The 13,926-nt window shown below is 32.0% G+C and carries 6 protein-coding genes and 6 pseudogenes; all 12 read left to right on the forward strand.

The annotated features are described in order from the left end of the window. A pseudogene (locus JFT89_RS12265) lies at window positions 1-589 on the forward strand (hemolysin BL lytic component L1); the annotation flags it as partial. Window positions 590-620: 31 nt separating this feature from the next. Further along, entirely contained in the window at window positions 621-1,754 is a 1,134-nt protein-coding gene (gene hblA / locus JFT89_RS12270; RefSeq protein ID WP_002147750.1) for a hemolysin BL binding component B, read from the forward strand. A gap of 486 nt (window positions 1,755-2,240) precedes the next feature. Further along, a complete protein-coding gene (locus JFT89_RS12275) occupies window positions 2,241-4,847 on the forward strand; it encodes a putative mucin/carbohydrate-binding domain-containing protein (protein ID WP_201040076.1) in 2,607 nt (868 codons plus the stop codon). Window positions 4,848-5,005: 158 nt separating this feature from the next. Further along, window positions 5,006-5,341, forward strand: a pseudogene (locus JFT89_RS12280) (Holliday junction resolvase RecU); the annotation flags it as partial. A gap of 136 nt (window positions 5,342-5,477) precedes the next feature. After that, window positions 5,478-5,588 (forward strand): annotated as a pseudogene (locus JFT89_RS30020) (ArpU family transcriptional regulator); the annotation flags it as partial. A 672-nt stretch (window positions 5,589-6,260) separates the two neighbouring features. After that, window positions 6,261-6,949: pseudogene (locus JFT89_RS12285) on the forward strand (response regulator transcription factor). Then, window positions 6,946-8,028, forward strand: coding sequence for a HAMP domain-containing sensor histidine kinase (locus JFT89_RS12290; RefSeq protein WP_033707454.1), 1,083 nt, complete (start codon window positions 6,946-6,948; stop codon window positions 8,026-8,028). The pseudogene JFT89_RS12285 and the gene JFT89_RS12290 overlap by 4 nt, the downstream one beginning before the upstream one ends. A 487-nt stretch (window positions 8,029-8,515) precedes the next feature. After that, a complete protein-coding gene (locus tag JFT89_RS12295; protein WP_016095339.1) occupies window positions 8,516-9,829 on the forward strand; it encodes a D-alanyl-D-alanine carboxypeptidase family protein in 1,314 nt (437 codons plus the stop codon). Between the two features lie 754 nt (window positions 9,830-10,583). After that, window positions 10,584-11,099 carry a transglycosylase SLT domain-containing protein gene (locus JFT89_RS12300; RefSeq protein WP_002069347.1) on the forward strand — a complete coding sequence of 172 codons (516 nt, stop codon included), beginning with the start codon at window positions 10,584-10,586 and terminating at the stop codon, window positions 11,097-11,099. A gap of 142 nt (window positions 11,100-11,241) precedes the next feature. Beyond that, a complete protein-coding gene (locus JFT89_RS12305; protein ID WP_201040077.1) occupies window positions 11,242-12,399 on the forward strand; it encodes an acyltransferase family protein in 1,158 nt (385 codons plus the stop codon). Between the two features lie 89 nt (window positions 12,400-12,488). Then, a pseudogene (locus tag JFT89_RS30650) lies at window positions 12,489-12,620 on the forward strand (Fic family protein); the annotation flags it as partial. Window positions 12,621-12,782: 162 nt separating this feature from the next. Beyond that, window positions 12,783-13,812, forward strand: a pseudogene (locus tag JFT89_RS12310) (VanZ family protein). Window positions 13,813-13,926: the final 114 nt, after the last annotated feature.

Here is a 13,926-nt window from a genome sequence, read left to right on the forward strand (position 1 = left end):
ACAACTTCAGGCTGAAATTGAGAATCTACGTTCTACTCAGAAAGCACATTTTAATAATGTATTAGCATGGTCAATTGGTGGTGGATTGGGAGCAGCTATTTTAGTTATTGGAACGATTGCAGGAGCGGTAGTAATTGTTGTAACTGGTGGCACAGCAACACCGGCTGTTGTGGGTGGTCTTGCAGCTCTAGGAGCAGCTGGTATTGGTTTAGGAACAGCAGCTGGTGTTACGGCATCTAATCATATGAACTCCTATAACGAAATTTCTAATAAAATAGGAGAATTAAGTATGAAAGCCGATCTTGCTAACCAAGCAGTTATTTCACTTACTAACACAAAAGACACTTTAACATATTTGTATCAGACAGTTGATCAAGCAATTATGTCTCTAACAAGTATTCAGCAACAATGGAATACGATGGGGGCAAATTATAAAGATCTATATGATAATGTTGATCAAATGCAAGAACATAAACTTTCTTTAATACCTGACGATTTAAAGGCTGCTAAACAAAGTTGGAATGATATTCATAAGGATGCAGAATTCATTTCAAAAGACATTGCTTTTAAACAAGAAAAAACAAACTAAAAATCAATATATATGTATAGGAGGAATTAAAATGAATAAAAACTTTCCTTATAAACTACTTGCTGTATCGACGTTTTTAACTCTGACAACAACCACGGTAGTTTCTCCAGTGGCAGCCTTCGCAAGTGAAAGTAAAATGGAACAAACTAGTACCGAAGATATATCTCTTTCTGTAAACAGCGAAAAGATGAAAAAAGCTTTGCAAGATGCTGGGGTATTCGCAAAATCCATGAATGACTATTCTTATTTATTGATTAATAACCCAGATGTTAACTTTGAAGGAATTGATATTAAAGGGTATACAAATCTACCTAGTCAAATTCTACAAGATCAAAAAAATGCAAGAGAGCATGCTACTAAATGGGATAAGCACATAAAAAGACAACTTTTAGATACGTTGACGGGTATTGTGGAGTATGATACCAAGTTTGACAATTATTACGATACACTAGTAGAAGCCATTGATGAAGGAGATGGAGATACATTAAAAGAAGGAATTACAGATTTACAAGAAGAGATTAAACAAAACCAAGCGTATACACAGAATTTAATACAAGAATTAGCTAAGTTAAGAGATAGTATTGGAGAAGATGTCCGAGCATTTGCAGGTCATAAAGATATATTGCATTCGATTCTGAAAAACCAAGCATCTGGAATTGATGAAGATGAAAAGCGCCTAAATGAAGTTTTAGAGCAAGTAAGACATTTTAAACAAGTAGAATCAGATGGAATAATAACTGTATCAATTCCCTCAATTCCTACGTGGATTGCTGGTGGTGTAATGATAGGGGTAGCAAGAAATAATTTAGGTACGTTAGAGCCGTTGTTAGCACAATTACGTCAGACTATAGATTATAAAGTAACATTAAATCGTGTAGTTGGTGTTGCGTATAATAATATTAATGAAATGCACAATACGATTGGATCGGCTATTAATGCACTTACCTATATGTCTGCACAATGGCATGATTTAGATTCTCAATATTCGGGAGTGCTTAGTCATATTGATAAAGCATCCCAAAAAGCGGATCAAAATAAATTCAAATTCCTAAAACCTAATTTGAATGCAGCGAAAGATAGTTGGAAAACATTAAGAGCAGATGCGTTTACATTAAAAGAAGGGATAAAAACATTAAAAATGGATCCTGTATCTTCAAAAAAATAGGGGGATACTACTTCTATTGCAAAGTTACGTAAATAGTCATAAGATAATTAATCGTTTTTTTATCAAAAAAGGCGGGGGTGTATTAAGGATTCCGTCTTTTCTTTTACATAAAGAGTAGCAATCAGGTTCAGGTACAATAAAAAATAAGATTTTTTAGGGAATAGCTTAGAAAAGATTGTTTAAACCTTTAAAGTTAAATAACTTTTATGAATTTCCCGTGAGATTCTAACCGTGAAATATTGAAATTTATTTACTTATTTCGCCAATTGAATACATTTATACAATTCGATGGAAGTTAAGAATACTGAATCAAAACATAATAGGTTGTTATCGATGAGTTTATCATATAAATAAAAAAAGGAGATTATTATGGGAAAAAATAGAGTAATAGATACAGCATAAATAGCATGAATAGTTTTGGGCGTAAAAACATGAAAAAGAAAACAAAAATCCTTAAGAGTATTAAGGAAAAATGAGGGAGATAATATGGGGAATAATTCAAAACATAAAACTAGAAAAATACTTGCAGCTACTGCTACATTAACTATGCTTGCGACTGGAATGGTTTCTTCATCAGATGTCTTTGCGGAGGAAACGCAGCAGCAAAAGAATTTATCAACATCACTGCAAGAAGAAAAGTCAGTCAAATCAGAAAATAGAAGGTATACAGTCCCAGGAAAAGGGGATGTTGAGGTACTGAAACAACAGGAAAGAAAAAGTATGGCATTTAGTCCATATGAACCCACTGGTTTATATGCAAAGCCAAATGAACAAATAACGATTAATGTAGAAGGAAATCAAAATATTCAAGCATACATTGGAACGTATTCGTATGATGCTTCTTGGAGAGAAGATTCTAAAATAAAATCATTTACATTAAAACCTGGTATAAACACAATTCAATCTCCAAATGGGGGGATGATTTATTTTTATAATAAACAACAAGGTGGTACCATTCGAACAACAGTCACAACAGGTGGAACGACTACTCCTTTCTTTGAACTAGGCAAGCATACGAAACAAGATTTAATAGACATGCTGAACCAATATCCAAATGCACATGCAGTGGAGTTAAAAGGAGAACGTGTATTAATTACGGCCAGCCCTGCACGTGTTAAGAAATATTTGTTGGGTTCTAATACAGATCCTGTACAACTCTTAAAAAAGATGGATGAAGCTACTCGAATTCAAGACAAAATAGCTGGGTTATCCGAGGAACAAGTAGATAAACATTATATTCATTACGTAGAAGAAAATCATTCTCCCGATTATTATATGTATGCAACTTCTTATCGAACTGCATATGTAGGAGATGCAATCCAATACGTGTTAGATATTAATAAATTTATAAAAGATGGCTGGGGTCCTTGGCATGAGGCAGGACATTTGAGACAACAATCACCTTGGAAGTTTTATAATATGACAGAAGTACAAAATAATATTTACAGCCTTTCTGTAGAAAAAGCATTTACATCTAATCAACCTTTTAGATTGCAACAAGAGGGTGCTTATAATAAGGCATTTCAATACTTAGAACAATCTAATAAAAATTATGACGAAATTAGTGATGCTTTTGTTAAGCTTGTTATGCTTTGGCAACTACAGTTAGCATATGGAGAGGACTTCTATCCTAAATTGCATCAATTGTATAGAGACATGCCCTCAAATGAACTTCCACAAACGGATGAAAATAAAAAGCAATTATTTATGATTTCGGCATCAAAAGTAGCCAAACAAAATTTGATTCCTTTCTTTGAGAAGTGGGGATTACGTCCAAATAATGATACCATTCAAAAAGTGGGTGCATTAGGATATCCAATTTTAACAGCAGAGATTTGGAAGGGTACGGATTCTAATCCAATTAAACCAGATATGCCTAATGTAAATAATATTTTAGAAGGAAACCAGTTTGCATGGTCGCTAAAAGGAATTAGTGATTTCGAGTTTGCTAAAATCAATTTCAATAAGTCGACAGAAGAAATGCAAGTTGACTTAAAAGCAGGCGTACCGCATCATTATTTTAATGAAACATATGCGAGTATTAAAGTGCAAAATGCATCAGGGAAAGTAGTATACAATAAAGACATTTATGGAAACAAACAACAAAATGCTGAATTGCAAAAAGTTCCAGTCAAAGTAGGAGATTATATTGAGTTAACACATCTAGAAGGTGTGCATAGAGCTACTTTCACAAATGTAGACAACAGTAAACAAGAGAGCTTTGGAAAAAAAGCAATGTACGAGGTTAAAAAAGAAGGCTTGGAGAAAGTAGAAAAAATGCCAGAAGCAACAATTTCAGATGGAAATCAATTTGCATGGTCGCTAAAAGGAATTAGTGATTTTGAGTTTGCTAAAATCAATTTCAATAAGTCGACAGAAGAAATGCAAGTTGACTTAAAGGCAGGCGTACCGCATCATTATTTTAATGAAACATATGCGAGTATTAAAGTGCAAAATGCATCAGGGAAAACAGTATACAATAAAGACATTTATGGAAACAAACAACAAAATGCTGAATTGCAAAAAGTTCCAGTCAAAGTAGGAGATTATATTGAGTTAACACATCTAGAAGGTGTGCATAGAGCTACTTTCACAAATGTAGACAACAGTAAACAAGAGAGCTTTGGAAAAAAAGCAATGTACGAAGTTACAAAAGAAGGTCTGAAGAAAGTAGAAAAAATGCCAGAAACAACGGTTTTAGACGGAAATCAATTTGGCTGGACCTTAAAAGGTTATAGTGATAGAGAAATCGCAAAAGTAGATTATAATAGGGCAACAGAGAAAATGCAGGTGAAGTTAGAAGCAGGCGTACCACATTCTTACTTTAATAATACGTATGCAAGTATTAAAGTACAGAATTCATCTGGTAGTGTTGTGTACAATAAGGAAATCGTGGGAAATAGACAACAAACTGCTGAAAGCCAAACCGTGCCCGTAAAAGTGGGAGATTACATTGAGTTTACCCATATAGAAGGGGAAGCAGTAAAGGAAAAGACACGCGCTACACTAACTAACCTTGAGAATAGTAAACAGGAATATATAGGTAAGAAAAGAACCTATCAAGTTACTTCTACGGGTTTATTAATAAAATAGATTAAAAGATGTCTAAAGAACATAAGTTTTTTAGACATCTTTTTTTATCCTAAAAATGTTCGTTAGGATTTTTAGGCCTAAAATATGTTCATAAATTATAACGAAATCGTTATTTGAATAGAAAAGTCCAGATGAAATTTTAATTAGATATACTTACTATTTCATCTATTTGTTTTTTCCTTATAGAGTTCAGTAAGGATCAGATAGTATTCCTTGTGCCAGCATCAGTTATTCAATCTTATGTGGGGATGTCTCATCAACCGAATGGTAAGAAGTCGATACCGAGAGCAGACTTTGATATTTATGGATACTTAGTAGAACAAACAGAACGAGCACCAGTTGATTACTTACAATACATCGATGAGACAGGATTAATTCCAGGGGTGTTAGATGGGATGATTCAGATAGATCAGGACCATAAAAGGATAGTAAATAACATTGAAGCAGCGAAAAAGAAAATGAATAATAAAAAACGTAAATTATTAAAGGCTTAATGGATAACGGAACCATGCAGAGTGGATGGTAGGGGCTACTCGCCATGAATGTGTCCCTTATTCAACAATGAGATTGTGAAATTTCACGTATCATATATAAAATTTAAATTACAAATTCGAAATAGGGGATTTCTGCATAGAAAGACAATTAACTTTATTACCAGCAATCGATGATAAAAAGGTGCAAAAAGAAATAGTCAGCATCTTAAAGGAATACCGTGCATTAAAGATGCGAATAAACAGAAAGGGGATGTAAATTATGTTTACATCCTCTATTTATTTAATTTAGCTGCATTAATAACTACCATTACAATGATATACTACTAGTGACCATTTCAAGAATGGCCATATATTTTTATGACAAACTGCTTTAGAAAGCTTAAGAATTCTTAAGAACTTTTGCCCCTATTTCTTAAGGTTTGGGCTCTAGAGTATGATTATGAATGCAAACATGCGGTGTGATTAATTATGAAAACAATTCTCTTTCTTATTTGAGTATATAATGAACCCAAAATCAGTTGGTGCAGCCCTTTCCAGTTCAAAGTTTCTTGAAGACAAAATGATTGAGGAAATTGATCTTAAGAAAGCGTATTACATTGTCGAATATGGACCAAGTACAGGTGTATTCACAGAAAAATTAATTAAAAGAAGAAATCTCAAGACAATTATTCTATTAGTGGAAAATAATAAGGGATTTTATTTTTTTACTAAAAGCAAAATTTAAAGAAGAAGGGAACTTATTAATTGTATATGGATCAGCAGTAAATATTGAACAATATATTAAGGGAACGATATCACTTATATCCATTATGTTATTTTTTGTCTTCCGTTTGCAAGTTTACAATAAAGAGACGATAGACATGTCTCACCTGCAAATGTCTTTAATTGTTCAATATGAGAAAAAATGTGGAGGAATAATATGGAGTCAAAAATTCTTATTGTTGATGATGATAAAGAGATTAGAAATCTTATCTCTGTTTATTTGGAAAATGAAGGCCTGAAAACTCAAAAGGCAGAAGATGCTATTGAAGCGTTAGAACTGTTAGAAGAAAAGCGAGTTCGATCTTATTATTTTGGATGTTATGATGCCTAATATGGATGGCATTGAAGCGTGTATGAAGATTAGGGAAGAACGAAATATGCCTATTATCATGCTTTCTGCAAAATCAGAGGATATAGACAAAATTCAGGGTTTAGCCTCTGGTGCCGATGATTATTTATCAAAACCGTTTAATCCGTTGGAGTTAATCGCTAGAGTAAAATCCCAATTAAGAAGGTTTAAAAAATACAATACGTCAATAAATCATAATAAAAGCATCTTAGAAATCGGTGATTTAACCGTAAATACAGATACACGTCAAGTATGGATAAGAGGCACGGAAGTAAGGCTAACTCCAAAAGAGTTTGATATACTCGAACTACTTGCTCAGTAACAAAGGGATTGTTCTGAGTGTTGCAAAAATATATGAAGCAGTTTGGAAAGATGCTTTTTATAAATCGGATAATACCGTCATGGTGCATATTACAAAAATAAGAGACAAAATTGAAGCGGATTCTAAACATCCAATTTATATTAAAACTGTTTGGGGAATTGGGTACAAAATATGAAGAAGGTTAGTTTTAGAAATAAGATAATAATAAAACTTCTTGGTGCTGTTGCAGTTAGTTTTTTTGTTTCGTTTGGTTTAACAGTCCTCACTTTTATATATATAATAATACCATTAAATCTAAATCACTATCTTGATGATCTTAGTACATTTGAAAATAATATACTTACATTTCTTATATTTGCGTTAGCGATCTTTACTTTTATAATCATTTTTTTAATATTGGTTCGAAAGAAAATAGTATATTTGAAGCTCATTTCTGATAATGTGAATGATATTGCCAATGGAAAACTGGGTTTGACAATTGAGATTGAGGGAAAAGACGAATTGACCCAACTTGCTCAAAATATTAATTATATGTCCAAGGAATTGGAGAATACATTTGAACAGGAAAGACGATTGGAACGTACAAAAAATGAACTCATAACCAATGTATCTCATGACTTACGCACACCATTGACATCTATTATCGGCTATGTAGATTTATTAAAAAGAGGGCAATACGACAGTAAAGCACAATTACAGGAGTATCTCGAAACCACTTATTTAAAATCACAGAGATTGAAATATCTAATTGATGAACTATTTGAGTACACCCGTTTATCAGACATCGATGCCAGATTAAACCTTAATGAAGTTGATGTATCAGGTTTGTTGGAGCAAATAGTTGGAGAATACACTCCTATATTTGAAAAGGAAAGTTTAATTGTTCAAAAATCAATAACGGAAGAAACAATACCTATTCTTATCGATGTAGAAAAAATGGTACGTGTTTATGAAAATCTGTTTATAAATGCGATAAAGTACAGCATGAAACCATCCGAATTATCAATATGTCTTGAACTAATAGGGAATAAAGCAATTTTGAAAGTATCAAATAAAGCTGAGAAACCACCTGTTAGCGATCCAAATAAATTGTTTGAGAGATTTTTCAGGGGTGATAAGGCCAGAAAAGATGATCAAGGAAATGGACTGGGACTGGCTATCTCAAAAAGAATTGTTGAACTTCACAATGGTAATATACATGCAGAATATAAAGAAGGTTGGATATCCTTTATTGTTGAACATCCAATTAAATAGAATGGCTTATGGAATGAAAGGTTCCATAAGCTTTTTTAAAACTTAAGAAACTTCTTAAGTTAATAATTCAAGTAGGCCATTCATAGTAGAAATGATACTGACAAATTAATTTATTTATTACTATAAAGTAAGTATTGGAATAAAGGGGAAGTTCATTGATATGAGTAATGGAAGAGACGATAGTAAATTTAGCAACCAGTGTGTTTCGATATTTCATCGGGACACACTGGTTTTATTTTATATAAATGTGGAACAAATGTATTACTTAGATTGTCTATTAAGTGTAATCCTAAAAGATATGAAAGTACGAATCAATTTGAAAAATACAAAGGTATTAAAAAGAGGGATATGTGTGGGATGAGATGGTCTATATGAAAGTGGTCCTAATGTCTTATATGTATATAGAATTTGATAACGCTGTCTATTTTTTGGGGGATTATGTTAGAATAACGTTTTTTTGAGTACAAAGATATTGGAGGTAACAGAAGTGAAAAGTATGTTTTGCAAGAGATTTATTACAATAGTAACAGTGCTTACACTATTTTGTAGCATGGCCGTTACATTTGGAAGAGCATCAGCGGAAACAGTTCCTGCTATAGACGTAGAAGCAGGATCAGCAATTTTAGTAGAAGCAAATTCCGGGAAAATTTTATATCAAAAAAATGCAGATGAATCATTAGCAATTGCTAGTATGACAAAAATGATGAGTGAATACTTAGTTCATGAAGCGGTGGATAAAGGAAAACTTAAATGGGATCAAAAAGTTAAAATTTCTGAATATGCATATAAGATTTCGCAAGATCGCTCATTATCAAACGTTCCATTAGAAAATGGTGGCTCTTATACGGTCAAAGAGTTATATGAGGCAATGGTAATCTACTCTGCAAACGGTGCAACAATTGCTTTAGCTGAAGAGATTGCTGGAAAAGAAGTCAATTTCGTGAAAATGATGAACGATAAATCAAAAGAGTTTGGAATGAAAAATTATAAATTTGTAAACTCTACAGGTTTAACAAACCATGATTTAAAAGGACATCACCCAGAAGGGACAACTCCAGACGAGAAAAATAAAATGTCCGCAAGAGATTGTGCGATTTTAGCACAACGTCTTATTCAAGATTTCCCGAAAATATTAGATACAGCAAAAATCCCTAAAAAAACATTCCAAAAAGGTGGCAAGTATCCGATTGATATGACGAACTTTAACTGGATGTTAAAAGGCTTAATTAAGCAATACGAAGGTGTAGATGGGTTAAAAACAGGAACTACTCCAGAAGCCGGAGATTGTTTTACTGGTACAGTAGAAAAAAACGGTATGCGTCTAATCTCTGTAGTTATAAAAGCAAAATCTCATACAGCACGTTTTGATGAAACAAAGAAATTATATGATTATGGATTTGCAAATTTTGAAGTGAAGAAGGTCTATGGAAAAGATTCAGTAGTAAAAGGTCATGAAACAGTGCGAGTAGCAAATGCAAAGGACAAAGATGTAGTTGTTCAAACGAAGCAAGCTGTTTCACTTCCAATGCCAAAGGGCAACAAAGACGTTTATAAAAAAGAATTTAAAGTATCGAATAAAGAACAAGAAGCGCCTATTAAAAAAGGTGTAACAATTAGTCAAATGATTATATCGCCTAAAGATATTACAGATCCTGGGTTCTTATCAGGTAAATCATTACAAGTAGACCTTGTAACAAAATCTGAAGTAGAACAAGCAAATTGGTTTACACGTTTTATGCGCGAAATAGGATCTTTCTTTAGCGGCATGTGGAATAGCGCGGTTGATATAGTAAAAGGCTAACCTTGTAGGATAAAATTAAATATTAGCCTGAAATAAAAGGTTTCAAAGTATTATAGATTCTTATGTGGATGGCTTGGAATGGAAGATTGCATTAATTCTCAAATCTGGTTCTTCGGAACTTTCGGTATAGCAATCAAGCTAAGATAAATTTGTATCCATATAATCAAAAAACGCTATTCTTTTTGTAGAAATATACAGAAAGGATGGCGTTTATTATGAATTGTTCGATTCAAAGGGTTCTGGTGCAAGGTTAGTTTAATAAAGTTACATGATGAAAAAACATTCATTATTCCATCAAGTGACAAATAAAATCGATACCTGGTACTTATTTCTGTTATTAACTTTTATAAAAATTTAATAAAATCTTTTCTTTCTATTAAATATTTTGTTTTAAATTATTTATATAAAGAAATGGAGGCCAGAAAATGAATTTTTTAAAGAAATTTAAGTATCTCTTTATAGCGTGTATCCCTATGTATATAGTTATTCTTTAATTTCAATCGAATAAAAAAGCAAGGTATTCGAGAAAAAAGTACGGTACCATACAGAGAAAACGCTCTCCCATACAAAAGTAAATTGTACCGAAAGTGATAAAAGCGAATGTTATATGGAGGGAATCCACTAATAATTTCACCTGAAAATCGGTAATTAATGAAACAAAGAATAACAAAATGATACATGATTACGAGTTAATATCCCAAAAAGATAGGATTATTAGTGACAATCTTTGATACTGACAAGTGAGGTGACGTCGATGAGAGGGACATTAATAAAAAGTGGAGTATTTATTTTAGTTTTAACAGGAGGGCTATATCTTACAAAATACGCATATGACCATCATACTAACCGAGTTAAAGTAAGAGACACGATTCAACAAATATCAATAGAGCATGGTATACCACCATGGATTCCTTTATCTATTGCATTCCATGAAAGTAAGTTTGATCAAAATGCAGTCGGAGATCAGGGCACATCATTTGGATTGTTTCAGCTCCATCGAGGTGGACTAGCACCTAGAGATTTAACGAACGAAGATTTGAAAAATATAGAAACGAATACCCGAATTGCAATATCTAATATGAAAAATGCATATAACCGTGGTTTACAGCAAAATTTAAAAGGACAAGAACTATTAAAACATGTTGCTAATACCTCAGGGTGGCCTGGGAATAAGGGTGTTCAATGGACAAATAAGCAGACAGACTATAACGAGGGTTTAGAAAACAGTTTTAAAATGTTTTCTAAACGACAATACGATTTTATAGAATGAAATTTCTTTTTTCTTTCTATTATTATATAACTTATGCCTAAATACGAAAGTTTCCTAAAACAGATACATAGATTGACTTTGTACTGCTTATATTAGGAATTTAAAGAAACAATATGTATAATTCTCCCACTACAATAGTATAGTGGCCTTTATTAACAGCAAAATCTACAATTTACAAGGAGAACATTTTATGAGTAAGAGAATAAAAGAATTAGATTCCATACGAGGGTTAGCGGCACTGACAGTGGTATTTGGACATTTTTGTTTAATGCTACCATCGTTGCCCAATTCTATTAAATTTTCCCCGCTTAGGTTTTTATGGGCTGGCGGGGAAGCTGTAATCGTTTTTTATGTATTAAGTGGTTTTGTGTTATCTATGGCACTTTATCATTCAAAAACAAATTATTGGGGATATTTAATTAAGCGATTTGTACGAATCTATATCCCTTATTATTTTTGGATAATCATTACCTTTGCTTTATTTATTTTGTTCTCGCCGTATGAAGTGGCTGGACTACGGGATTGGTTCTATGATAGGTGGCAAGGGTCTATAACAAAAATAGATATTATAAACCACTTTGTGCTTCTTAATAACTTTTTTACGGAAAATTATAATCCAGTTATCTGGTCATTGGCTCAAGAAATGCGTATATCTATTGTGTTTCCTTTGTTATTCCTTCTTTTTTATAAACTGAGTTGGAAGAAAACGATACTATTTGCTTTGAGCTTTTCTTTAATTAGTGTTTTCCTTAATATGTTGCATATAGGGAAAGCAGAGGGATTTTATAATGGTTATGCCGATACACTGCATTTCACATCGATGTTTATGGTTGGAATGTTAATTTTTAAGCATCAGGAAAAGCTTATCTACTTATATAGGAATATGAAAAAAATTAATAAAGGATTTCTTATTGCATTAGGGGTTATTCTATATTTATATTCCATTTTAATTTATGGTTTTTCCCGTAATGATACTACTTTCTTATTAAAAGATTGGGGTGTCGTAATCGGTGTTAGTATATTTATAATAATGGCCATGAGTAACCTAAAAGTGAAAGCATTTTTAAATAAGAGTGTATTTGTATACTTAGGAGAAATTTCATACAGTATCTATTTGTGTCATTTTCCAATCATGATGGTACTATTTAAACTTTTGTATACAAAGATACCTATCTTTTTCCTTCTTGTTTTATGTATTTCAATGACAATACTTCTTTCTATAGTTTCGTATCATTTAATTGAAAAGAAATGTATCAACTGGGCAAAACAAAGAACAACAAATTTTCGGAAAAAAGTGTAATGCTTGAAGGGATTTTATTTCTTTAGTAAATATACGAATATTACCGATTCTTAAGTATATTAGGAATCGGTCAATTACGGATTCTATATAAATATACTAAAATTGAACAAATTTTTAATTTTATACTTAACTCCAAAAATCCTCTTACTAAAGAGAATCTTCGTAACGTTTTTCCAGACATAGCCGAAAGTACAATTAGTAAAACGCTAGTTTCCTTGTAGCTGCTTGGTCAAATAAAGCTGGTTTCAGGAGGAAGAAATACTCAATGTATACAGGTTTAATTCTGTATTAATAATTATTAGGGGTAACAACACATCGCTATCTATATCTAAAATGTTATATAAAACTATTGAATATTTTATTCGTAAAAACAGAGGTGTAAAATGAATTTTATTTCCGAACTACTTGTTACCTTTGCAATTCCTACAATACAACTCACATTCTTGTTACTACTCATTTTTGTTTTTAGCTACTTTGTAGTATACAAAAAGGTATGTAAAGGAGGGGGAATTTACCGTACAACAAGTTATATTGTTTATATTGATAATAGGATATTATTCCCTTGTATTATCAGCTACTTCATTTGGTCGTCCAGATGATATAACTTTTGCAAGAACAATTGACTTTGATGTACTTAGTGTTTATAAAAAAGCATGGAATACCTTTTCATTTTCTTCTTTTTTCCATATCATTGTGAATATAGGTATGCTTTTTCCGTTAGGAATTTTATTACCTTTATTTAGTAATGTTTTTCAAAAAACAAAATGGATGTTAATCAGCTCAATTATAGCAAGTTTATTGATTGAAATCCTTGAATTTATAATGCAACGTGGAAGTATGGAACTAGCCGATTTACTTCATAATACTCTAGGAATGATGCTAGGATATTCTATGTTAAATATAGTTCTTATATTGTTGAAGAAAAAAGAAACAGATACACAAATGACCAAATATTTATTTCTTCCGATTACAGTAAGTTTTGTTGCACTTGGAATAATGATTTCGTATCAAATGAAGGAATTTGGGAATATGCCTTTAGATCCCATTACAAAAACAGACATGACTGATGTCACTATAAAAACATCAATAGAGTTAAAAGACGAAGGTAATAAAATGCCTGTTTACAAAGAGGAAATTACAAAAATGCCTAATGACAATGAGCCAGTTACAAAAAAATCACATATTCGAGATGTCGAAATTCTGTCTCCCAAAGAAGTATTTCAAAAACTAAAAGAAGGAGACTTTGATCCTATAATATCTTTCAAAGCAGGTGATACATTAGTCATTACAGATTATAATATAGATTACTACGCTGATACAAAAGGCTTTTCTCAACCTATATATGTTTTTCAAGTATGCTTAAATGATAATGGGGAAAATAGTTGGTCTCAACCTATTTCTGCGAGAAAATAACGTAGATTTTCATGTTTTTGTTCATGTGAAATAGTTTAATCGAGTTGTCTTGCTCATTTGAAAAATCTCCTATGGAATTTAATTGAAACTGAAAAACATTTAAGAAGAACAATT

Source organism: Bacillus sp. TH25 (genome assembly GCF_016650935.1).
GTDB lineage: Bacteria > Bacillota > Bacilli > Bacillales > Bacillaceae_G > Bacillus_A > Bacillus_A mycoides.

Bases quoted from the DNA above. Each gene is read 5' to 3' on its own strand.
- JFT89_RS12290 (WP_033707454.1), top strand. From the start codon at position 6,946: ATGAAGAAGGTTAGTTTTAGAAATAAGATAATAATAAAACTTCTTGGT.
- hblA (WP_002147750.1), top strand. From the start codon at position 621: ATGAATAAAAACTTTCCTTATAAACTACTTGCTGTATCGACGTTTTTA.
- JFT89_RS12300 (WP_002069347.1), top strand. From the start codon at position 10,584: ATGAGAGGGACATTAATAAAAAGTGGAGTATTTATTTTAGTTTTAACA.
- JFT89_RS12275 (WP_201040076.1), top strand. From the start codon at position 2,241: ATGGGGAATAATTCAAAACATAAAACTAGAAAAATACTTGCAGCTACT.